The 22,567-nt window shown below is 63.1% G+C and carries 22 protein-coding genes; 15 read left to right on the top strand and 7 right to left on the bottom strand.

What is annotated here, in order from left to right:
* Nucleotides 1-174 precede the first annotated feature (174 nt).
* The 11 genes from VM99_16505 to VM99_16455 all read left to right on the top strand — a co-directional run bounded on the left by VM99_16505 (nucleotide 175) and on the right by VM99_16455 (nucleotide 10,103).
* Nucleotides 175-810 carry a cytochrome C biogenesis protein CcmA gene (locus VM99_16505; GenBank protein ID AKJ99594.1) on the top strand — a complete coding sequence of 212 codons (636 nt, stop codon included), beginning with the start codon at nucleotides 175-177 and terminating at the stop codon, nucleotides 808-810.
* A complete protein-coding gene (locus VM99_16500) occupies nucleotides 807-1,475 on the top strand; it encodes a heme transporter (GenBank protein ID AKJ99593.1) in 669 nt (222 codons plus the stop codon). Before VM99_16505 ends, VM99_16500 begins: the two co-directional genes overlap by 4 nt.
* Before the next feature lie 94 nt (nucleotides 1,476-1,569).
* Complete coding sequence (locus tag VM99_16495; protein ID AKJ99592.1) at nucleotides 1,570-2,325, top strand: heme ABC transporter permease; 756 nt, start codon at nucleotides 1,570-1,572, stop codon at nucleotides 2,323-2,325.
* Nucleotides 2,322-2,498, top strand: coding sequence for a hemagglutination activity protein (locus VM99_16490; protein AKJ99591.1), 177 nt, complete (start codon nucleotides 2,322-2,324; stop codon nucleotides 2,496-2,498). Before VM99_16495 ends, VM99_16490 begins: the two co-directional genes overlap by 4 nt.
* On the top strand, nucleotides 2,495-2,950 hold the full coding sequence (locus tag VM99_16485) for a cytochrome C biogenesis protein CcmE (GenBank protein ID AKJ99590.1): 456 nt from the start codon (nucleotides 2,495-2,497) through the stop codon (nucleotides 2,948-2,950). Before VM99_16490 ends, VM99_16485 begins: the two co-directional genes overlap by 4 nt.
* Nucleotides 2,951-2,953: 3 nt before the next feature.
* Complete coding sequence (locus VM99_16480; GenBank protein AKJ99589.1) at nucleotides 2,954-4,942, top strand: cytochrome C biogenesis protein CcmF; 1,989 nt, start codon at nucleotides 2,954-2,956, stop codon at nucleotides 4,940-4,942.
* Complete coding sequence (locus VM99_16475) at nucleotides 4,939-5,475, top strand: thiol:disulfide interchange protein (protein ID AKJ99588.1); 537 nt, start codon at nucleotides 4,939-4,941, stop codon at nucleotides 5,473-5,475. The genes VM99_16480 and VM99_16475 overlap by 4 nt, the downstream gene beginning before the upstream one ends.
* Nucleotides 5,472-5,945 carry a cytochrome C gene (locus tag VM99_16470; protein ID AKJ99587.1) on the top strand — a complete coding sequence of 158 codons (474 nt, stop codon included), beginning with the start codon at nucleotides 5,472-5,474 and terminating at the stop codon, nucleotides 5,943-5,945. Before VM99_16475 ends, VM99_16470 begins: the two co-directional genes overlap by 4 nt.
* Nucleotides 5,938-7,158: a cytochrome C gene (locus VM99_16465; protein AKJ99586.1), complete on the top strand. Its 1,221-nt coding sequence runs from the start codon at nucleotides 5,938-5,940 to the stop codon at nucleotides 7,156-7,158. Before VM99_16470 ends, VM99_16465 begins: the two co-directional genes overlap by 8 nt.
* Nucleotides 7,159-7,172: 14 nt before the next feature.
* The gene (locus VM99_16460; protein ID AKJ99585.1) at nucleotides 7,173-7,580 is read left to right on the top strand and encodes a lipoprotein; all 408 of its coding nucleotides are present in this window, start codon (nucleotides 7,173-7,175) and stop codon (nucleotides 7,578-7,580) included.
* A 429-nt stretch (nucleotides 7,581-8,009) separates the two neighbouring features.
* Nucleotides 8,010-10,103: a membrane protein gene (locus VM99_16455; GenBank protein ID AKJ99584.1), complete on the top strand. Its 2,094-nt coding sequence runs from the start codon at nucleotides 8,010-8,012 to the stop codon at nucleotides 10,101-10,103.
* A 58-nt stretch (nucleotides 10,104-10,161) separates the two neighbouring features.
* Here the strand turns inward: VM99_16455 and VM99_16450 are convergent, their stop codons facing one another.
* Nucleotides 10,162-10,314 (bottom strand): membrane protein, encoded by a 153-nt coding sequence (locus VM99_16450; GenBank protein ID AKJ99583.1) that lies wholly within the window; start codon nucleotides 10,312-10,314, stop codon nucleotides 10,162-10,164.
* Nucleotides 10,315-10,589: 275 nt separating this feature from the next.
* Here VM99_16450 and VM99_16445 point away from each other — a divergent pair, with 275 nt between their 5' ends.
* The 3 genes from VM99_16445 to VM99_16435 all read left to right on the top strand — a co-directional run bounded on the left by VM99_16445 (nucleotide 10,590) and on the right by VM99_16435 (nucleotide 12,145).
* Nucleotides 10,590-11,405: a short-chain dehydrogenase gene (locus VM99_16445; GenBank protein ID AKJ99582.1), complete on the top strand. Its 816-nt coding sequence runs from the start codon at nucleotides 10,590-10,592 to the stop codon at nucleotides 11,403-11,405.
* A 57-nt stretch (nucleotides 11,406-11,462) separates the two neighbouring features.
* On the top strand, nucleotides 11,463-11,795 hold the full coding sequence (locus tag VM99_16440; GenBank protein ID AKK01775.1) for a membrane protein: 333 nt from the start codon (nucleotides 11,463-11,465) through the stop codon (nucleotides 11,793-11,795).
* 149 nt (nucleotides 11,796-11,944) lie between these two features.
* On the top strand, nucleotides 11,945-12,145 hold the full coding sequence (locus VM99_16435; protein AKJ99581.1) for a carbon storage regulator: 201 nt from the start codon (nucleotides 11,945-11,947) through the stop codon (nucleotides 12,143-12,145).
* Here VM99_16435 and VM99_16430 read toward each other — a convergent pair.
* From VM99_16430 to VM99_16405, 6 genes are all read right to left on the bottom strand, one after another.
* Complete coding sequence (locus VM99_16430) at nucleotides 12,134-12,361, bottom strand: hypothetical protein (protein AKJ99580.1); 228 nt, start codon at nucleotides 12,359-12,361, stop codon at nucleotides 12,134-12,136. The two genes, VM99_16435 and VM99_16430, sit on opposite strands and share 12 nt — an antisense overlap.
* A 187-nt stretch (nucleotides 12,362-12,548) precedes the next feature.
* The gene (locus VM99_16425) at nucleotides 12,549-13,739 is read right to left on the bottom strand and encodes a peptidase M42 (GenBank protein ID AKJ99579.1); all 1,191 of its coding nucleotides are present in this window, start codon (nucleotides 13,737-13,739) and stop codon (nucleotides 12,549-12,551) included.
* Between the two features lie 175 nt (nucleotides 13,740-13,914).
* The gene (locus tag VM99_16420) at nucleotides 13,915-15,660 is read right to left on the bottom strand and encodes a GNAT family acetyltransferase (GenBank protein AKJ99578.1); all 1,746 of its coding nucleotides are present in this window, start codon (nucleotides 15,658-15,660) and stop codon (nucleotides 13,915-13,917) included.
* 3 nt (nucleotides 15,661-15,663) lie between these two features.
* Nucleotides 15,664-17,436, bottom strand: coding sequence for an asparagine synthase (locus VM99_16415; GenBank protein ID AKJ99577.1), 1,773 nt, complete (start codon nucleotides 17,434-17,436; stop codon nucleotides 15,664-15,666).
* 278 nt (nucleotides 17,437-17,714) lie between these two features.
* Nucleotides 17,715-18,584, bottom strand: a complete 870-nt coding sequence (locus tag VM99_16410) for a hypothetical protein (GenBank protein ID AKJ99576.1) — start codon at nucleotides 18,582-18,584, stop codon at nucleotides 17,715-17,717.
* A gap of 286 nt (nucleotides 18,585-18,870) precedes the next feature.
* Nucleotides 18,871-20,853, bottom strand: coding sequence for an FAD-dependent cmnm(5)s(2)U34 oxidoreductase (locus tag VM99_16405; protein AKJ99575.1), 1,983 nt, complete (start codon nucleotides 20,851-20,853; stop codon nucleotides 18,871-18,873).
* Between the two features lie 167 nt (nucleotides 20,854-21,020).
* Between VM99_16405 and VM99_16400 the strand changes: the two genes are divergently transcribed.
* On the top strand, nucleotides 21,021-22,541 hold the full coding sequence (locus tag VM99_16400; protein AKJ99574.1) for a polyphosphate kinase: 1,521 nt from the start codon (nucleotides 21,021-21,023) through the stop codon (nucleotides 22,539-22,541).
* Nucleotides 22,542-22,567: the final 26 nt, after the last annotated feature.

Here is a 22,567-nt window from a genome sequence, read left to right as displayed (position 1 = left end):
AGCCCTCTTTCGCGCAGGGCACGACATGTATAATGCCGCCCGTCTTACAGGGAGTGGCGAAAACCTTGCAATTGTTTGACGCAGCTCTGTGGAACAGGCCGTCAATGCATCTATGCTGCATCTCTTTAACGGCCGCTGCACCGCCGACTTGAACCGTATAAGGCCCGCGATCCCTTGACCAGTCCTCTTTTGCAAACCGTCGGCCTCGCTTGTGAGCGAGACTTGCGGCTGCTGTTCGAACATCTCGAATTGAGACTCTCGCCCGGCGATATGGTGCAGGTCAGTGGCCCCAACGGCAGCGGCAAGACCAGCTTGCTGCGGCTGCTGGCCGGGTTGATGCAGCCCACCGCCGGCCAGGTGCTGCTCAATGGCCAGCCGTTGCAGAGCCAGCGCAGCGAACTGGCGCGCAACCTGCTCTGGATCGGCCATGCCGCCGGGATCAAGGATCTGCTCACCCCGGAAGAAAACCTCAGTTGGCTCTGCGCCTTGCATCGCCCGGCCGGACGCGAGGCGATCTGGCAGGCGTTGGCCACGGTGGGCTTGCGCGGTTTTGAAGACGTACCGTGTCACACCCTGTCCGCAGGCCAGCAGCGTCGCGTGGCCCTGGCCCGGCTGTATCTGGACAGCCCGCCGCTGTGGATCCTCGACGAACCCTTCACCGCCCTGGACAAGCAGGGCGTGGCGCAGCTCGAGGAACACCTGGCCGGACACTGCGAGCGCGGTGGCACGGTGCTGTTGACCACTCACCACACGCTGGCGCGGATGCCATCCGGTTATCGCAGCATTGACCTGGGGACCTGGGCGGTATGAGCGTGTTCGGTTTGTTGTTGGCCCGTGAGGCGCGGCTGTTGTTTCGTCGTCCGGCCGAATTGGCCAATCCGCTGGTGTTCTTCGCGATCGTGATTGCATTGTTCCCGTTGGCCGTCGGCCCGGAGACTCAATTGTTGCAAACCTTGTCGCCAGGACTGGTCTGGGTGGCCGCGCTTTTATCGGTCCTGCTCTCGCTGGACGGGCTTTTCCGCAGTGATTTCGAGGACGGTTCCCTCGAACAGTGGGTCCTTTCGTCGCACCCCCTGGCCCTTCTGGTTTTGGCCAAGGTACTGGCACACTGGGTTTTTTCCGGGTTGGCGCTGGTGCTGCTCTCGCCGCTGCTGGCCATGATGCTTGGCTTGCCCAGTGCATGCATGCCGGTGCTGCTGGTGTCGCTGTTGCTGGGTACGCCAGTGCTGAGCTTGCTCGGTGCGGTGGGCGCGGCGTTGACGGTGGGTTTGAAGCGCGGCGGCCTGCTGCTGGCATTGTTGATCCTGCCGCTGTATATCCCGGTGTTGATCCTCGGCAGTGGCGCCTTGCAGGCGGCCTTGCAGGGCATGCCGACGACGGGTTATCTGCTGTGGCTTGGAAGCCTGACCGCCCTGGCGATAACCCTGACACCCTTTGCAATAGCCGCTGGCCTGAAGATCAGCGTCGGCGAATAATAATGAGGCCTGGTCAAAAACTGACCACTTCCCTGGAAGTCAAGGCCGCCCCGGCGGTTCGTGATGGCGAGCCGCAACCGTGATGGAAACAGCAATGAACTGGACCTGGTTTCACAAGCTCGGCTCACCCAAGTGGTTCTATGGCATCAGCGGCAGGCTGCTGCCCTGGCTGAGCATCGCCGCTCTGCTGCTGATCGGTTCCGGCATCGTCTGGGGCCTGGCCTTCGCCCCGCCGGATTACCAGCAGGGCAACAGCTTCCGCATCATCTACATTCATGTGCCCACGGCGATGCTGGCCCAGTCCGTCTACGTGATGCTGGCGGTGTGCGGGGTGGTCGGGCTGGTGTGGAAGATGAAACTGGCCGACGTGGCCCTGCAATGCGCGGCGCCCATCGGCGCCTGGATGACCGCCGTTGCGCTGGTCACCGGTGCCATCTGGGGCAAGCCGACCTGGGGTTCATGGTGGGTCTGGGATGCCCGACTGACGTCGATGCTGATCCTGCTGTTCCTGTACTTCGGTCTTATTGCGCTGGGCAACGCCATCAGCAATCGTGACAGCGCCGCCAAGGCGTGCGCGGTGCTGGCGATCGTCGGCGTGATCAACATCCCGATCATCAAGTACTCGGTGGAGTGGTGGAACACCCTGCACCAGGGCGCGACGTTCACCCTCACCGAAAAGCCGGCGATGCCGGTGGAAATGTGGCTGCCGCTGCTGCTGACGGTGCTGGGGTTCTATTGTTTCTTCGGCGCGGTGCTGCTGCTGCGCATGCGCCTCGAAGTGCTCAAGCGCGAAGCCCGCGCCAGTTGGGTGAAGGCCGAAGTACAGAACAGCCTGGAGGCCGCTCGATGAGTTTCGCTTCATTCGGCGATTTCCTCGCCATGGGCCATCATGGCCTGTATGTCTGGTCAGCCTATGGCATTTGCCTGGCGGTACTGGCCCTCAACGTGGCGGTGCCGATCCTGGCCCGCAAGCGGTATCTGCAACAGGAGGCGCGTCGTCTGCGCCGGGAGAACGGTCAGTGAATCCGCTGCGCAAAAAACGTCTTGTCATCATTCTGGCGATCCTGGTGGGTGTCGGTGCCGCGGTCGGCCTGGCGCTCAGTGCCTTGCAGCAGAACATCAACCTGTTCTACACCCCGACCCAGATTGCCAACGGCGAAGCGCCCCATGACACACGCATCCGCGCCGGTGGCATGGTGGAAAAGGGGTCGCTGGTGCGTTCCGGGGATTCGCTGGACGTGACCTTCAACGTCACTGATTTCAACAAGACCGTCACCATCACCTATCGCGGCATCCTCCCGGATCTGTTCCGCGAGGGGCAGGGCATCGTCGCCCTGGGCAAGCTCAACGCCAGTGGCGTGGTGGTGGCCGATGAAGTGCTGGCCAAGCACGATGAAAAATACATGCCGCCGGAAGTGACCAAGGCCCTGAAAGACAGCGGTCAGTCGGCGCCTGCTCCCGTGAAGGAGGGCTGATCGATGAGCACCGGTATCTTTATTCCCGAGTTGGGCCACCTGGCGATGATCCTGGCCCTCTGCTTTGCCCTGATGCAGGCCGTGGTGCCGTTGCTCGGTGCCTGGCGCGGCGACCGCCTGTGGATGAGCCTGGCCCAGCCGGCGGCGTGGGGCCAGTTCGCCTTCATGGTGTTCGCCTTCGGTTGCCTGACCTACGCCTTCATGACCGACGATTTTTCCGTGGCCTACGTCGCCAGCAACTCCAACAGCGCGTTGCCCTGGTATTACAAGTTCAGTGCGGTGTGGGGTGCCCATGAAGGTTCGCTGCTGCTCTGGGCATTGATCCTGGCCGGCTGGACCTTCGCCGTCTCGGTGTTCTCCCGGCAGTTGCCCCAGGTGATGCTGGCCCGGGTACTGGCGGTGATGGGCCTGATCAGTACCGGCTTCCTGCTGTTCCTGATCGTCACCTCCAACCCGTTCGAGCGCATCCTGCCGCAGATGCCCAGCGATGGCCGCGACCTCAATCCGCTGTTGCAAGACATCGGCCTGATCGTGCACCCACCCATGCTGTACATGGGGTACGTCGGCTTCTCCGTGGCCTTCGCCTTCGCCATCGCGGCCTTGCTCGGCGGACGCCTGGATGCCGCCTGGGCTCGCTGGTCGCGGCCCTGGACCATTGTCGCGTGGGCCTTCCTCGGCATCGGCATCACCCTTGGTTCGTGGTGGGCCTACTACGAACTCGGCTGGGGCGGCTGGTGGTTCTGGGACCCGGTGGAAAACGCCTCGTTCATGCCCTGGCTGGTGGGCACGGCACTGATCCATTCCCTGGCCGTCACGGAAAAACGCGGCGTGTTCAAGAGCTGGACCGTGCTGCTGGCCATCGCGGCGTTTTCCTTGAGCCTGCTCGGGACGTTCCTGGTACGTTCCGGCGTCCTGACTTCGGTGCATGCCTTCGCTTCGGACCCTGAGCGCGGTGTGTTCATCCTGATGTTCCTGTTGTGCGTGGTCGGCGGTTCGCTGACGTTGTTCGCCCTGCGCGCGCCGGTGGTGAAAAGCCAGGTGGGCTTCAACCTCTGGTCGCGGGAAACCCTGTTGCTGGGCAACAACCTGGTGCTGGTGGTGGCCGCGTCGATGATCCTGCTGGGGACGCTGTACCCGCTGGTGCTCGATGCGTTGTCCGGGGCCAAGCTGTCGGTCGGGCCGCCGTACTTCAACGCCTTGTTCATCCCGTTGATGGCGATCCTGATGGTGGTGATGGCCATCGGCGTACTGGTGCGCTGGAAAGACACGCCGGTCAAGTGGCTGCTGGGCATGCTGACGCCGGTGCTGCTGGGCACGGCGGCCCTGGCCGTGGTGGCCGGGGTGGCCTATGGCGACTTCAACTGGGCGGTGCTGGCCACTTTCGTGCTGGCGGCCTGGGTGCTGCTGGCCGGTGTCCGAGACATTCTCGACAAGACCCGCCACAAAGGCCTGGTCAAGGGCCTGCCAACCCTGACCCGCAGCTACTGGGGCATGCAGATCGCCCACCTGGGCATCGCCGTCTGCGCCCTGGGCGTGGTGCTGTCCAGCCAGAACAGCGCCGAGCGCGACCTGCGCCTGGCCCCGGGAGAGTCCATGGAGCTGGCCGGGTATCAGTTCGTGTTCGAGGGCGCCAAGCATTTCGAAGGCCCGAACTTCACCTCCGACAAAGGCACCGTGCGGGTCATTCGCGACGGCCGGGAAGTGACGATCCTGCACCCTGAAAAACGCCTGTACACCGTGCAGAACTCGGTGATGACCGAAGCCGGCATCGATGCCGGTTTCACCCGCGACCTGTATGTGGCACTGGGTGAATCCCTGGGCGATGGCGCCTGGGCCGTGCGGGTGCACGTCAAGCCGTTCGTGCGCTGGATCTGGTTCGGTGGCCTGCTCACCGGTCTTGGCGGGGTCCTGGCGGCGCTGGATCGGCGTTATCGGGTCAAGGTGAAAACCCGGGTGCGCGAAGCCCTGGGCGTGACGGGAGCCACTGCATGAGACGTTGGTTGATGGTGTTGCCGCTGGCGCTGTTCCTGGTGGTGGCGGTGTTTCTGTACCGGGGGCTCTACCTGAACCCGGCCGAGCTGCCCTCGGCGATGATCGGCAAGCCGTTCCCGGAGTTTTCCCTGCCGTCGGTGCAGGGTGACAAGACCCTGACCCGCGCCGACCTACTGGGCAAGCCGGCGCTGGTCAATGTGTGGGGCACCTGGTGCATCTCTTGCCGGGTCGAGCACCCGGTGCTGAACAAACTGGCGCAGAACGGCGTGGTGATCTACGGCGTCAATTACAAGGACGTCAACGCCGACGCGCTGAAATGGCTCGCCGAGTTCCATAACCCTTACCAGTTGGATATTCGCGACGAGGAGGGCTCCCTGGGCCTGAACCTGGGGGTCTATGGGGCGCCGGAAACCTTCTTCATCGATGCCAAGGGCATCATCCGCGACAAGTTTGTCGGGGTGATCGACGAACAGGTCTGGCGCGAGAAGCTGGCCGCCAAATACCAAGCACTGGTTGACGAGGCCAAGCCATGAGGCGCTGGCTGGCAGCCGCCATGCTCGGGTTGAGCCTGGTGGGGGTGGCCCACGCCGCCATCGACACCTACGAATTCGCCAACGACGGCGAGCGCGAGCGGTTTCGCGAGCTGACCAAGGAACTGCGCTGCCCCAAGTGCCAGAACCAGGACATCGCCGACTCCAACGCACCGATTGCCGCTGACCTGCGCAAGGAAATCTTCCGCATGCTCGGCGAGGGCAAGGACAACCAGCAGATCATCGACTTCATGGTGGACCGCTACGGTGAGTTCGTGCGCTACAACCCCGCCTTGTCCTCCAAGACCGCGCTGCTCTGGTTCGGCCCCGCCGGGCTGTTGCTCGGTGGCTTCGTGGTCATCGCCGTGATCGTGCGTCGCCGTCGGGTGCAACGTACGGCTGCTCCGGACACGCTTTCCGTCGAAGAGCGCCAGCGCCTCGACCAACTGTTGGATACAACCAAGCATGATTGATTTCTGGCTCGCCGCAGGTCTGCTGCTCCTGATTGCCCTGAGTTTTCTGTTGATTCCTGTGTTGCGTGGTCGCCGTGCCCAGCGCGAAGAGGACCGTACCGCGCTCAACGTGGCGCTGTACCAGGAGCGCGTCGCTCAACTGCAGGCCGAGCGGGAGGAGGGCGTGCTCAACGCCGCGCAGTTGGACACCGGCCGCGCCGAAGCCGCCCGTGAGCTGCTGGCCGACACCGAGGGCGCCGATGCGCCGCGCGAGTCGCGCCTGGGCAAGCCCTTGCCGTTGCTCGCCGCCGTGCTGGTGCCGTTGCTGGGCTTGGGGCTGTACCTGCATTTCGGTGCCAGCGACAAGGTCGAACTGACCCGTGAGTTCGCCCAGGCGCCGCAGTCGATGGAAGAAATGACCCAACGCCTGGAGCGGGCGGTGGCGGCGCAACCGGACAACGCCGAGGGCCTGTATTTCCTTGGCCGTACGTACATGGCCCAGGATCGGCCCGCGGATGCAGCGAAGATCTTCCAGCGCACCGTGGCGGTGGCCGGCCGCCAACCCGAACTGCTGGGCCAGTGGGCCCAGGCGCAGTACTTCGCCGACGGCAAGAAATGGTCGGACCAGGTCCAGGCCCTGACCGACGAAGCGCTGAAGCTCGATCCCAAGGAGGTCACCAGCCTCGGCCTGCTGGGCATCGCCGCGTTCGAGGGCGAACGTTACCAGGACGCGATCGATTACTGGAGCCGCCTGTTGGTGGAGCTACCGGAGGGTGACAAGTCCCGCGAGGCGTTGCAGGGCGGTATCGCCCGCGCCACCGAGAAGCTCCAGGCCGCTGGCGGCCAGGTTGCGCCGGCCCAGGCTCAGACCCGGGCACCTGCCGCCAAGGCGGCCGCCGTGCTCAAGGTGCGTGTCGAGCTGGCGCCGGCGCTCAAGGCCAAGGTGCAGCCAGGCGACAGCGTGTTCATCTTCGCCCGCGCCGCGTCCGGCCCGCCGGCCCCGCTGGCGGCCAAGCGCCTGACCGTCGCTGACCTGCCGGTGACTGTAGAGCTGGGGGATGCGGACGCGATGATGCCGCAGCTGAAACTGTCGAACTTCCCTGAAGTCCAACTGGTGGCGCGGATTTCCCGTGCCGGTCAACCCACCGCCGGTGAATGGATCGGCCGCAGCCAACCCCTGGCGAGCAGCACCACCGCGCCGCAGCACCTGACCATCGACAGCCCGGACCAATAACAGGAATTCGCACCATGACCGCCATCGCTCGTATCACTTTGCTCACGCTCGTCCTGGGCCTGAGCGCTTGTGCGGTCCAGCGTCCGCCGGAGCCTTCGACGCCACTGCCGCCGATTCCGCCGTCGACCCCGACCACCAAGCCTGGCCCGTCCACGCCGCCGGGCAAACCGGCCACCCCGAGCAAACCGGCCAAGCCAGTGCCACGCACTTCCGCCAGCTTCGCCCCGCCGCCGGGCGGCAACAGCCATTGGGATGCCAAGCTGGGGGTGTATGTGCTGGATAACCAGACCAACACCTTCTATCGCCAACGCACCTACTACCGTTGGAACAACGGCTGGAGCCGCTCCGTCAGCCCGAACGGCCCGTGGGAAGACACCACCATCGAGGGCGTGCCGGCGGGGTTGGGGCGGCAGTTTCACTAATCGCTAAGAATCTCTCTGGGGAGAGCTTTCTGAGGCAAAGGTGCATTCTGTGGCGAGGGAGCTTGCTCCCGCTGGGCGGCGAAGCAGCCCAATCCAGTCACCGCGCTTGATCAGGCATGTCTCATTTGGTCGGTTTTGCGACTGCTGCGCAGCTTCGCGCGAGCAAGTTCCTTCGCCACAATGAGTCCGTCTCGCCTATGCGTAGCACCGGGGATTTTGTGTTTCTGAATATTCATTGAACAAAATTTTCACAAAACCTTGCGGACAATCCCCCGCGCTTTTATCGCGGCCGGTTATTTAATGGCAATGCCATGGCCGTTCGTGCAAACATTTGCGCACTCGCGCAAGCCCCGGGGCCAGGCATTGGCCAACAGAGGGCGCGCCGTTGTTCCTTTTTGTCACTCAAACTCCAATAGGTCCTAAAACGACATGGCAATCCCGGACGCCCTGAGTCAGCAGCGCACTACGCATCGCCTGCTGCAACCGACCGTCAAATCGCACCTGGCCTACACCCTGCTTTGCGCCCTGGTGATGATGGTCATGTTCAGCCTGCTGCGCGTTGCGCTGCTGGTCTACAACCGCGAGATGATCCTCGACACCCCGGCCTCTACCTTTGTCGAAGCGTTCGTCAACGGCTTGCGATTCGACCTGCGCCTGGTGGTCTACCTCTGCATTCCATTGCTGCTGGCGTTGTTCAGCGCCAGGGCCATGGCGGCACGTGGGTTCTTTCGTTTCTGGCTGACGGTCACCTCCAGCATCGCCTTGTTCCTGGGCCTGATGGAGATGGACTTCTACCGTGAATTCCACCAGCGCCTCAACGGCCTGGTCTTCCAGTATGTAAAGGAAGACCCGAAGACCGTGATGAGCATGCTCTGGTACGGCTTCCCGGTGGTGCGCTACCTGCTGGCCTGGGTCGGCGGCACGATCATCCTGAGCCTGGCGTTCAAGGGCGCGGACCGGGCGACCCGTCCGCGCGGCCCGTTCAGCGGTGGCAGCATCGGCACGCGCCAGATCGCCCCGTGGTACGGACGTGTAGCGGTGTTCATGGTCTGCCTGCTGGTGGCCGTGGTCGCCGCCCGTGGCACTCTGCGCCAGGGCCCGCCGCTGCGTTGGGGCGACGTGTACACCACCGACTCGAACTTCGCCAACCAGCTGGGCCTCAACGGCACGCTGTCGCTGGTGGCGGCGGCCAAGAGCCGGATGTCCGAAGACCGTGACAACATCTGGAAAGCCACCCTCGAACAACCGCTGGCCCAGCAGACCGTGCGCGACATGCTGGTCATGCCCGACGACAAGCTGGTGGACACCGAGACCGCCGCCGTGCGCCGCGACTACACGCCGCCGGCCGACAAGACGCTGCCCATCAAGAATGTGGTGGTGATCCTCATGGAAAGCATGGCCGGTCACTCGGTGGGCGCCCTGGGCGCATCGGGCAACATCACGCCTTACCTGGACAAGCTGTCCAAGGAAGGCCTGCTGTTCGATCGCTTCTTCTCCAACGGCACCCACACCCACCAGGGCATGTTCGCCACCATGGCGTGCTTCCCGAACCTGCCCGGTTTCGAATACCTGATGCAGACGCCGGAAGGCAGCCACAAGCTGTCGGGCCTGCCGCAATTGCTCAGTGCCCGTGACTACGACGACGTGTACGTCTACAACGGCGACTTTGCCTGGGACAACCAGTCGGGGTTCTTCAGCAGCCAGGGCATGACCAACTTCATCGGGCGTAACGACTTCGTCAACCCGGTGTTCTCCGATCCGACCTGGGGCGTGTCCGACCAGGACATGTTCGACCGTGGCCTGATCGAGCTCAAGGCGCGGGAAAACGGCAAGCCGTTCTACGCCTTGCTGCAGACCCTGTCGAACCACACGCCGTATGCGCTGCCGACACCGTTGCCAGTGGAGCGGGTGACCGACCGTGGCAGCCTGAACGAACACCTGACCGCCATGCGCTACGCCGACTGGGCCCTGGGCCAGTTCTTCGAGAAGGCCCGCAAGGAACCGTACTTCAAGGAAACCCTGTTTGTGGTGGTGGGCGACCATGGCTTCGGCAACGAACGCCAGATCACCGAAATGGACCTGGGCCGCTTCAACGTGCCGTTGCTGCTGATCGGCCCGGGCGTCCAGGAGAAGTTCGGCCAGCGCAGCCACACCGTGGGTACCCAGGTCGATATCGTGCCGACCATCATGGGCCGGATCGGCGGTCAGGTGCGCAACCAGTGCTGGGGACGTGACCTTTTGAACCTGCCGCAGGGCGATACCGGTTTTGGCGTGATCAAGCCATCGGGCAGCGAACAGACCACGGCGATCATCAAGGACGACCAGATCCTGGTGCTGCCGAAGGAAAAGGAAATGCCGCCAAAGATGTATCGCTATGAACTGGGTGCCAACCCCCGTGCGGAGATCGTCCCGGATGCACCGGACACCGCAGCGATGAAACTCAAGCTCGAGTCGTTCCTGCAGACGGCCACCAAGAGCTTGTTGGATAACACCGCCGGTGTTATCGACGGCAAGCCGGACTGATTATCGGCGAGCATAAAAAAGAGGCCCGTGAGGGCCTCTTTTTTTTGTTCTTAGTGGTTCATATCTTGCCCAGTAGTAGCAGGACCAACAGCACCACCAACACCACACCGATAATACCGGACGGGCCGTAACCCCAGCTTCTGGAGTGCGGGAAGACCGGCAGACCACCGATCAGCAGGAGGATCAGGATAATGATAAGAATTGTGCCCATTGTAGATTTCCTTATTGGTCAGTTCTGGGTTGATGCAACTTTTGACTGCCAGCGCGCATGCATTAAATCCGGGCGGCTTAATAGGTCCGACCGTAACGTCCTGTAAAAAATTCAATGTTTTTTAGTACCCGCTACACAGTGTGCAAGCCGCCACGGGTCCCTTCACATCCCGCCATGGTTTGCCCTCGCCATTCAGCAATCTGATGGAGCGTGGGGACGGCCGGGTCCTTCGCTACACTCGGCCTATCTCTCCCGGAACAACAAGGCTGTCTGCTATGCAAAATCGCATGATGATCACTGGGGCCGGCTCCGGCCTGGGCCGCGAAATCGCGTTGCGCTGGGCCCGCGAAGGCTGGCGCCTGGCCTTGTCGGATGTCAGTGAGCCCGGCCTGGTGGAAACCCTGAGGTTGGTGCGCGAGGCAGGCGGCGACGGTTTCATCCAACGTTGCGATGTGCGCGACTACAGCCAATTGACGGCCTTCGCCCAGGCCTGCGAAGAGAAGTTCGGCGGCATCGACATCATCGTCAATAACGCGGGCGTGGCCTCGGGCGGGTTCTTCAGCGAACTGTCCCTGGAAGACTGGGACTGGCAGATCGCAATCAATCTGATGGGCGTGGTCAAGGGGTGCAAGGCGTTCTTGCCGTTGCTGGAGCAGAGCCGCGGCAAAATCATCAACATCGCCTCCATGGCCGCGCTGATGCAAGGGCCGGCCATGAGCAACTACAACGTGGCCAAGGCCGGCGTGGTGGCCTTGTCGGAAAGCCTGCTGGTTGAACTGGCCCAGCAGGAAATCGGCGTGCACGTGGTGTGCCCGTCGTTCTTCCAGACCAACCTGCTCGACTCCTTCCGTGGGCCGACACCGGCCATGAAGGCCCAGGTTGGCAAACTGCTGGAAAGCTCGCCCATCAGCGCCGCCGACATCGCCGATTACATCTACCAGCACGTCGCCCAGGGCCAGTTCATGATCCTGCCCCACGAGCAGGGGCGGGCGGCGTGGGCGCTCAAGCAGCAGGCCCCGCAGAAGCTCTACGACGAAATGACCGTCATGGCCGACAAGATGCGCGCCAAGGCTCGACAGAACCCGAGTTGACCTGGCGGCCCGGTGTCCTCAGGATGGCGCGATTCGGCCTTCCTGATGGACATTTGCATGCTCAATTACCTGTGGTTCTTTCTTGCCGCGCTGTTTGAAATCGCCGGTTGCTACGCGTTCTGGATGTGGCTGCGCCAAGGCAAGAGCGCCTGGTGGATCGCCCCGGCGCTGATCAGCCTGACCCTCTTTGCCCTGTTGCTGACCCGCATCGAAGCCACTTATGCCGGTCGCGCCTACGCCGCCTACGGCGGTATCTACATCATCGCCTCGATTGGCTGGCTGGCCGTGGTGGAGCGGGTGCGGCCGCTGGGTTCGGACTGGATCGGCGTGGCGCTGTGCGTGCTGGGGGCGAGCGTGATCCTGTTCGGGCCACGCTTCTCGGCGACCTGAAATAAACGCCGCTATACAGGTTTTGCAGGACGTTTCCGTCAGCCTGAAGTGCTTTGCTTGTAGGGCCTTACTGATTTGTCGTGGGAGCCTTGAGAAGCTGAATCAGGCCGGGCATGGTCGAGGTCCAGACATTCTTAAGGACAAGAACCATGCTCGTACTAAGCCGCGCTGTGGGCGAACTGATTTCCATCGGTGACGACATTTCCGTTCGCGTGCTGTCGGTCACCGGCGGCACCGTGCGTTTTGGCGTCGAAGCGCCCCGACACATCGATGTCCATCGCTCCGAAATCTACGAAAAGATCCAGAAGAAAAAAGCCCACGCCCAGCGCAAGGCCTGTTCAGTCGAATAGGTGCTTGGGCACGTCGTGCTTAAGCATCAGTTGGCACTGTTCGCTCTCGGGATCGAACACGATCATCGCCTGGCCCTTGGTCAGCGCTTGCCGAACGCGCAGTACGCGAGTTTCGAGGGGCGTGTCGTCGCCATTGTCGGTGCCGTCGCGGGTCACGAAATCCTCGATCAGGCGGGTGAGTGTGTCGACTTCGAGTTGGTCGTGGGGAATCAGCATGGGGTACCTCGGCTAGACAATGAGGCGATGCTACGGCCAACGGGCGTTTGCGGCTAGCCTGGGGGGCTGCCGGGGTGCGTTGTCGGCTTCGCGAGCAAGCTCGCTCTCACATTGGCATGCAACCTTTGTGGGAGCGAGCTTGCTCGCGAAATCGGTTTTGCTGACGCCGCCCTTCAAGGCGGGCGCCTCAGCTGTCCGACCGTTGCCCCAGCAGGCTATCCACCGAAGGCACCCGGGTATCGCTTTCCATCTGCGCATCGTGTTCGATCTGGTGACTGAAGCGGTCCAGCGAGCCTTGGGCCGGCTGCGCGTCGCTGGCAAACACGGGTGGGCTGAGGATGTAGGCGCCGAGCAGGCGGCTGAGGGCGACCAGGCTGTCGATGTGGGTGCGTTCGTAGCCATGGGTGGCGTCGCAGCCGAAGGCCAGCAGGGCGGTGCGAATGTCGTGGCCGGCGGTGATGGCCGAGTGGGCGTCGCTGAAATAATAGCGGAACAGGTCCCGGCGGGCCGGCAGCTCGTTCTCCTTGGCCAGTTTCAGCAGGTGCCGCGACAGGTGGTAATCGTAGGGGCCACCGGAGTCCTGCATGGCCACGCTCACCGCATGTTCGCTCGACTGCTGGCCGGGCGCGACCGGCGCGATATCGATGCCGACGAATTCGCTGACGTCCCAGGGCAGCGCGGCGGCTGCACCGCTGCCGGTTTCCTCGGTGATGGTGAACAGCGGGTGGCAGTCGATCAGCAGTTCCTCACCGCTGTCGACAATGGCCTTGAGTGCCGCCAGCAGCGCGGCGACGCCGGCCTTGTCATCCAGGTGGCGGGCGCTGATGTGACCGCTTTCGGTGAACTCCGGCAACGGGTCGAAGGCCACGTAGTCGCCAACGCTCACGCCCAGGGTTTCGCAATCGGCGCGGGTGGTGCAGTAGGCGTCCAGGCGCAGTTCGATGTGGTCCCAGCTGATGGGCATTTCATCCACGGCGGTGTTGAACGCATGCCCGGATGCCATCAAGGGCAGCACGCTGCCGCGAATCACGCCGGTGTCGGTAAACAGGCTGACCCGGCTGCCCTCGGCAAACCGGCTCGACCAGCAGCCCACCGGGGCCAAGGTCAGGCGTCCATTGTCCTTGATGGCCCGTACCGAGGCGCCGATGGTGTCCAGGTGCGCGGACACCGCGCGGTCGGGGCTGTTCTTGCGGCCCTTGAGGGTGGCGCGGATGGTGCCGCGACGGGTCATTTCAAAGGGGATACCCAACTCTTCGAGCCGTTCGGCGACGTAGCGCACGATGGTGTCGGTGAAGCCGGTCGGGCTGGGAATGGCGAGCATTTCCAGCAAGACTTTTTGCAGGTATTCGAGATTCGGTTCGGGAATTTTGCTGATCATGGAAACTCCTCTCGGACGATAAGGTTAGGCAGAAGAGCCTTGTGGCGAGGGAGCTTGCTCCCGTTCGAACGCAAAGCGGTCGCAGCTCCAGCCCTGAATAATCCGGACATTCGCATCGAAGGGGGGCGCTCCGCGACCCAGCGGGAGCAAGCCCCCTCGCCACTGTGAACGGTGCTCAGGCCACCGCCTGGCTATGGGGAAACAGCAGGTCCACAAAGCGTTCGGCAGTGGGTTGCGGTTCGTGGTTGGCCAGGCCGGCGCGTTCGTTGGCTTCGATGAACACATAGTCGGGCTGGTCGGCCGCCGGCACCAGCAGGTCAAGGCCGACCATGGGAATGTCCAACGCTCGGGCGGCGCGTACCGCCGCATCGGCCAGGGTCGGATGGAGGATGCCGGTGACGTCTTCCAGTACCCCGCCGGTATGAAGGTTGGCCGTGCGCCGCACGAACAGGTGCTCTCCGGCCGGCAGGACGCTGTCGTAGTCGAACCCCGCCGCCTTGAGCGTGCGCTCGGTCTCGGCATCCATCGGGATCTTGCTTTCGCCACCCGTGGCGGCCTGGCGTCGGCGACTCTGGGCTTCGATCAGGGCGCCGATGGTGTGACGGCCGTCGCCGATCACTTCCGCCGGCCTCCGGATGGCGGCCGCCACCACTTCGAAACCGATCACCAGGATCCGCAGGTCCAACCCCTCGTGGAAGCTTTCCAGCAGCACCCGGCTGTCGAATTGCCGGGCCGTTTCGATGGCGGCTTGTACTTCTTCAATGGTGCGCAGGTCCACTGCCACGCCCTGGCCTTGTTCACCGTCCAGCGGCTTGACCACGACCCGTTCGTGCTCGTCGAGAAACGCCAGGTTGTCGTCGGCATTGCCCGCCAGTTGTTGCGCCGGCAGGTTCAGGCCGGCGTTCTTCAGCACCTTGTGGGTCAGGCTCTTGTCCTGGCACAGGGTCATGCTGATGGCGCTGGTCAGGTCACTCAGGGATTCGCGGCAACGCACCCGGCGGCTGCCGTGGACCAGGGTGAACAACCCTGCCTCGGCGTCGTCCACCTGGACCTCGATGCCGCGACGGTGGGCTTCCTCGACAATGATCCGCGCATAAGGGTTGAACTGAGCCTCGGGACCCGGGCCAAGGAACAGTGGCAGGTTGATGCCGTTCTTGCGTTTGATGGCAAAGGTCGAGAGGTTGCGGAAACCGAGCTTGGCGTAGAGGTTTTTCGCCAGGCGATTGTCGTGCAGCACCGACAGGTCGAGGTAGCTCAGGCCCCGGCTCATGAAATGCTCGATGAGATGGCGCACCAGCACTTCACCAACCCCTGGCCGTGAGCATTGCGGGTCCACGGCAAGGCACCAGAGGCTGCTGCCGTTTTCCGGGTCGTTGAAGGCTTTCTGGTGATTCAGGCCCATGACGCTGCCGATCACCGCGCCGGTATCGTCGTCTTCGGCCAGCCAGTAGACCGGGCCGCCTTCGTGACGCGGGGTCAAGCGTTGCGGGTCGATGGGCAACATGCCGCGGGCCTGGTAAAGCTGGTTGATGGCTTGCCAGTCGGCGTCCCCTTGGGCCCGGCGGATGCGAAACCCACGGAACACCCGCGTGGCCTGGCGATAATCGCTGAACCACAGGCGCAAGGTGTCGGACGGGTCGAGGAACAGATGCGCCGGTTCCAGCCCCAGGACTTGCTGGGGCGCGGCGACGTACAGGGCAATGTCGCGTTCGCCCGGTTGCTCATTGAGCAGTTCCTGGGCCAGGCAAGCCGGGTCGGGGAACGTGTGGCCGATCAACAGCCGACCCCAGCCGCAGTGGACGGCGATCGGGTCGGCGCCCATTGCGCTGCCATCTTCGGCCAGGCGCGCCTGCAGACGTTCGTACGAAGGCGCCTGGCCCCGCAAGAGGCGTTGGTTGTGAACGGTAGGGTGGGGTTTCATCAATCAGATTCCTTGCTCGCTGAGCCACAGGTTCAGCGCCGCCAGTTGCCACAGGCGCGAACCGCGCAGCGGGGTCAATTGGCCATTGGGGTCGGTGAGCAGGCGGTCGAGCATGGCCGGGTTGAATAGGCCGCGATCCTGGCTCGGATCCAGCAGCAGTTCGCGCACCCAGGCCAGCGTGTCGCCTTCCAGGTGCTTGAGCCCAGGCACGGGGAAATAGCCCTTCTTGCGGTCGATTACCTCGCTGGGGATCACGCGCCGGGCGGCTTCCTTGAGCACCTGCTTGCCGCCGTCGGGCAGCTTGAACTTCGCCGGCACCCGGGCCGAAAGCTCCACCAACCGGTAGTCGAGGAACGGCGTGCGCGCTTCCAGGCCCCAGGCCATGGTCATGTTGTCGACGCGCTTGACCGGGTCGTCCACCAGCATCACCGTGCTGTCCAGGCGCAGCGCCTTGTCGACCGCGGCGTCGGCGCCGGGTTGGGCGAAATGTTCCTTGACGAAGTCACCGGCGGCGTCATTGGCCGTCAGCCACTTGGGCTGCACGGTGTCGGCGTATTCCTCGTAGCTACGGTCGAAGAATGCGGCACGGTAGGCCGCGTAAGGGTCGCTGGCGCCGTCCACTTGCGGGTACCAGTGATAACCGGCGAACAGCTCATCGGCACCCTGGCCGCTTTGCACCACCTTGCAATGCTTGGCCACTTCTCGCGACAGCAGGTAAAAGGCGATGCAGTCGTGGCTGACCATCGGTTCGCTCATGGCGCGGAAGGCCGCCGGCAGTTGTTCGATGATCTCTTTTTCGTCGATGCGCAGTTGATGGTGGCGGGTGCCATAGTGCTTGGCGATCAGGTCCGAATACTGGAATTCGTCGCCGCGCTCGCCGCCGGCATCCTGGAAACCGATGGAAAAGGTGGACAAGTCTTCCACGCCGACTTCGCGCAGTAACCCCACCAACAGGCTCGAGTCGACGCCGCCGGACAACAGCACGCCCACATCGACGGCCGCGCGTTGGCGAATGGCGACGGCTTCGCGGGTGCTGTCGAGCACGCGGTCGATCCAGTCTTCCAGATTCAGGTTCTGTTCATCGGCGCGGGGGCCGTAGGGCAGGGTCCACCAGGTTTTCTGCTCGGTGGTGCCGTCGGCTTCGACCCGCATCCAGGTGGCTGGCGGTAGTTTTTCGACGCCGGCCAACAGGGTGCGAGGCGCCGGGACCACCGCATGGAAATTCAGGTAGTGGTTCAGGGCCACCGGGTCGAGCATCGGGCTGATGTCACCGCCCTTGAGCAGGGCCGGCAGGGCCGAGGCAAAGCGCAAGCGCTGGCCAGTGCGCGACAGGTACAGCGGCTTGACGCCGAGGCGGTCGCGGGCGATGAACAGCCGCTTGGCGTCCCGTTCCCAGATGGCGAAGGCAAACATGCCGTTGAGCTTGGGCAGCAGGGCCTCGCCCCAGGCGTGATAGCCCTTGAGCAGCACTTCGGTGTCGCCGCCGGAATGGAAGGCGTAGCCCAGTGCTTCAAGCTCGGCGCGCAGTTCCGGGAAGTTGTAGATCGCGCCGTTGAAGGCCAGGGACAGACCCAACTGATTGTCGATCATCGGCTGCGCCGAGCCGTCCGACAGGTCCATGATCTTCAGGCGACGGTGGCCTAGGGCAATCGGCCCCTGGCTATGGAAACCCCATGCGTCAGGGCCACGCGGGGCCAGGTGATGGGTGATTCGCTCTACGGCCGCAAGGTCCGCAGGTTGTTGATCGAAACGTAACTCTCCAGCTAATCCGCACATAAGTCCTTACCGGTTTTTCCGTTGGGGAGGGGTCAAGCAACGTCCGCCGAAAGGGCGGGTACTCTGAAACTGACCGGTGGGATTGCTGTGAGTTTTAGATCGATGCGTTATAAGCCGACGGACGGGACGGCTCCGACGGGCTCTCGCATGACGCCGATGCAGAAGCTGGCGGGGCTAATGGTACTGCCCCTGCACTGATGGTCGCCGACGCAGGTGCGACCGGCAGTGCAGGAATGGCGGATGGGCCTGCTATGGGGTAACCGCCAACGACAGGACCATCACTTCGACCATTCATTGAAGAGCTTCTGATACCGAACAGCGATGGGGCATATTTCGTCGCGGAGTTTGCAGGAAGCAACAGCGAAGTTTACTGCACGCTGCTGACCATAATCCTTCATGTGTTTGAAACCATCAGCGTATGAGAAGTATCCGTCCTGAATGAACTTTGGCAACTCGTCGCGCATGGTATCCAATCCTTGGGATATTGGCCTGTCGTACCGATTTGTTTTACTCATGCTCTTCCATTCATACATGGCGGCTACCACGAAGAAGTGACCGTTGATCACGCTCACATGGCCATCAGGGAGGTCATCAGAGATGTATTCAGCAAACCATATGTTTCCTTCAGGGGTCTTGTATGAATACTTCTTGACGATGGTGTCCAGGTATTCATTAATCAACCCATCGTTCGATGTGTCCCCTGTCGAGTTCCTGATGTGCATCAGGCCTACAGCGATAGCCGCGTTCCCGAAAGCCGAGTACCAAGGCGCCGACATCGGGTACTTGTCGAAGACGTATGGGAACCGGTAGATGACTCGGTAGTTACCATCGCTATCAACAATCGAGTTTGCCTTCATCTCATCCATCAGAGCCCTGACCGTCGCCTCAAGGCGAGGCTTGTCATTGGCGATGCTCTGAAGTGCCGCTGCATTCGATGCCCAGAAATAAGGCGACCATTTGGCAGGGTTCTGCGATTTCTCGTACTGGGAGTCAGAACTTGCCCACGTAGGGTTGTTGTGAGCTTGCAAGGAAATGGGCTTGAGCATCTCGCCTGGCGACAAAGTGTTGAAGTTATCCTGCTTGCTGCATGCAGCGCTTGTGATAATCGCAGCCAGTGCGATAAGCCTTATTATTTTATTCATGCCCATGCCCTAACTCCATTCAGTGGCGCGAACTCTACTGTTCGTGCAGGATTTTACACAATGCGTCATGGCCAGCTACGGGGCTGGCGGCTGTCCAAATGCGAGGTTCGGCCCTGAACCATGGCAGGCTTTAGATGAGGTTAGAGATGCATATTGGATAGCTCCGACTGAATCTGCATCGACGGCAGAATAGGGCTTATTCTGGGGTGCTTATCACGGCCAGTGCAGTTTTCACGAATTCATCGTTCCGTTCGAGAGTCGCCAACGGCTTCCATAGGGATTCTTATGTGGTTCAGGCCTTGCCTCGAATCAACGCTCGCAACGCGAACCGGTTCGGGTGGCAGGCTTCGGCCACGCTTCGGGGCAGCGGCAGGGGTTCGTCGTCGAGCCAGGCGGCGATCAGTTCGCCCGACAGGGGCGCGGTGATCAGGCCGCGCGAGCCGTGGCCGCTGTTGACGTAGAGGCCGTCGAGCCAGGGGCAGGGGATGTCCGGCACTTGCCGGGCGTCTTTGCTCAAGGCGTGGTAAGCCTCGTGGAAGGCCTGGCTGTCAGCTAGGGGCCCTACGATCGGCAGGTAGTCCGGGCTGGTGCAGCGGAACGCCGCGCGGCCTTCGAGCCGTTGCGGGTCCAGGGTGGCGGCGCCGAGGCGTTCGAGCAGGTCCTCGGAAATTTCTTCGAGCATCTGCAGGTTGCCGGCGTGTTCGGCAGCGGTGGGGGTCAGGTCGTCGCTGTTGAAGTCGAAGCTGGCGCCCAGGGTGTGCTCGCCCAGACGTGGCGGCGCCACGTAGCCTTCGGCGCAGACTACGGTTGCCAGGTCCTGGCTGCGCGCGGTTTGCGGCAGCCGGGTGATTTGCCCGCGAATGCGCTTGAGGGGCAATCCGGCGGCTGGTTCGAAACGCTTGATTTCGGCGGCACTGGCGAGGATCACCACCGGCGCGCTGGCCAGGCAGCGTTGACTGTCCCACGCTTGCCACTGGCCATCGACGCGACGCAATTGCAGCACGTCATGGTGCGCTTGCACCTCGATCGCGGTGCCCGAGGCCTGCCAGCGGCACAGCGCCGGCGGATGCACCCAGCCGCCTTCGGGATAGAACAGACCACCGCAGGCCAGGCCGATACCTGACAGCCTTTGTGCCTCGGGCTGCGCCAGGGGGTGCAGCAAGTCAGCGGGGAACGCCTCGGCCAGTTGCGCCTGGCGCTCGGCTTCCTTGTGATTGAAGGCCAGTTGCAGGACGCCGCAGCCGTCCCAGTCGACGCCCCGTTGCAGGTGCTCCAACAGACGGCGGGTGTAGCCGAAGCCGCTGAGGATCATCTGCGACAGCGCGGTGCCGTGGGCCGACAGCTTGAGGTACAGCACGCCCTGCGGATTGCCCGACGCCTCTTCGGCCAACCCGGCGTGTCGTTCCAGCAGCGTCACCTGCCAGCCCCGCGCGGCGAGGCTGGCGGCGCTGGCGCAACCGGCCAGGCCGCCACCGATCACCACTGCCCGACGCTCGTTGCCGAGGGCCGCGGGGCGGGCGTACCAGGGTTTTGCCGCGGACGGCGCCGGTGTCTGTTCCGGCCAGCCCAGGAACACGCCGCGCAGGATCTCCCATTTATGGCCGATGCCGGGCGTGCGTTTCATCTTGAAACCTGCCGCGTTCAGCAACCGCCGAACCCAACCGGTGCTGGTGAAGGTGCTGAGGGTCGATCCCGGGGCCGCCAGCCGCGCCAGTTCGGCGAACAGCTCGGCCGTCCACATCTCGGGGTTCCTGGCGGGTGCAAACCCGTCGAGGAACCACGCGTCGATGCGGGCATCCAGTTGCGGAAGTTGTTCCAACGCATCGCCGATCAACAAGGTCAGCGTCACGCGACCATTCGCCAGCACCAGGCGTTGGAACCCCTGGTGGATGGCCACGTATTGGTCCAGTAACTGCTGCGCCTGGGCTTGAAGCTGCGGCCAGAGGGCCAGGGCGCGACGCAGGTCCTCGGGGCTCAAGGGGTACTTCTCGACGCTGACGAAATGCAGCCGCGCCCCGGCCGGTGCGCACTGCTCGAACAGTTGCCAGGCGCAGAGGAAGTTCAGGCCGGTGCCGAACCCGGTTTCGCCGATCACCAGGCGCCCGTCCTCGGGCAGCGCGGCGAAGCGCTCGGCCAGCTGGTTCTGTTCAAGGAACACGTAGCGGGTTTCATCCAGCCCCGACTGATCGGAAAAATACACGTCGTCGAACACCCGCGAACGCGGGCGACCCTGTTCATCCCAGTCGAGTTGGGCGTGTTGCTGGATGGGCGTCATGGCAGGCTCGGTGAAAACGGGGAGGCCATTCTAGCTGATCCACAAAGCCGAACGCGCAGCGTGCGCACAGGCATTGTCATGCCAGGCGTAGGGAATGATCCTTCCTGGTGCTACACCGCAGGGCATCCAATCCGCTAGTCTTGGCTGATCCTTGGAAGGAGTTGCCCATGTTTGAATCCGCTGAAATCGGTCACGTCATCGACAAAGACACCTTCGAGGCCGAGGTGCCGGCCCTGCGTGAAGCGCTGCTCGAAGCGCAATTCGAGTTGCAGCAGCAGGGCCGTTTTCCGGTCATCGTGCTGATCAACGGCATCGAAGGCGCGGGCAAGGGTGAGACGGTGAAATTGCTCAATGAGTGGATGGACCCGCGGCTGATCGAAGTGCGCACCTTCGACCAGCAGACCGACGAGGAACTGGCGCATCCTCCGGCCTGGCGCTACTGGCGGATGCTGCCGGCCAAGGGGCGCATGGGGATCTTCTTTGGCAACTGGTATAGCCAGATGTTGCAGGGGCGGGTCCATGGCGAGTTCAAGGATCCGCGGCTCGACCAGGCGATCAACGCCGCCGAGCGCCTGGAAAAAATGCTTTGCGACGAAGGCGCGTTGATCTTCAAATTCTGGTTTCACCTGTCCAAGAAACAGATGAAAGCCCGGCTCAAGGGGCTTAAGGATGACCCGCTGCACAGTTGGCGCATCAGCCCGCTGGACTGGCAGCAATCGCAGACCTACGACAAGTTCGTCAAATACGGCGAGCGAGTCTTGCGTCGTACCAGTCGCGACTACGCGCCTTGGCACGTGATCGAGGGCGTGGACAGCTGTTATCGCAGCCTGACGGTGGGGCGGATTCTGCTCGAAGGCTTGCGCCAGGCGTTGGACCGGCCGAAGGTCAAGCCGGAAAAAGTCGCCGTGGCGCCGCTGCCGGCACTGGACGACCAGGTCACGCTGATCGACAGCCTGGACATGACCCTGCGCCTGGAAAAGGACGACTACGAAGAACAGCTGATTACCGAGCAGGCGCGTTTCGCCGGCCTGCTGCGGGACAAACGCATGCGCCGGCATGCGCTGGTGGCGGTGTTCGAAGGCAACGATGCGGCGGGCAAGGGCGGCGCGATCCGTCGGGTCGCGGCGGCCCTCGATCCGCGCCAATACAGCATCGTGCCGATCGCCGCGCCCACCGAGGAGGAGCGCGCCCATCCCTATATGTGGCGGTTCTGGCGGCATCTGCCGGCACGGGGCAAGTTCACCGTGTTCGACCGTTCCTGGTATGGCCGGGTGCTGGTGGAACGGGTCGAGGGCTTTTGCAGCCGGGCCGATTGGTTGAGGGCCTACGGCGAGATCAACGATTTCGAGGAACAGATCGCCGACGCCGGCGTGGTGGTGGTCAAGTTCTGGCTGGCCATCGACAAGGAAACCCAGCTTGAACGCTTCCAGGCGCGTGAGGAGATCCCGTTCAAGCGCTTCAAGATCACCGAGGACGATTGGCGCAACCGCGACAAGTGGGACGCCTACCGGTCCGCGGTGTGTGACATGGTGGACCGCACCAGCACCGAGATTTCCCCCTGGACACTGGTGGAGGCCAACGACAAGCGTTGGGCCCGGGTCAAGGTGTTACGCACTCTGAACCAGGCGCTGGAGGACGCATTCGAGCGCGCCGACAAGCAGGCGCGCAAACGCAAATCCAGGAAATAGGCCGATGGCGGCGCATACGCGAGGTG

Source organism: Pseudomonas chlororaphis (assembly GCA_001023535.1).
Taxonomy (GTDB): domain Bacteria; phylum Pseudomonadota; class Gammaproteobacteria; order Pseudomonadales; family Pseudomonadaceae; genus Aquipseudomonas; species Aquipseudomonas chlororaphis_E.
Note: the sequence above shows the minus strand (reverse complement) of the source record. Positions and strands in the feature narration are given on the sequence as shown.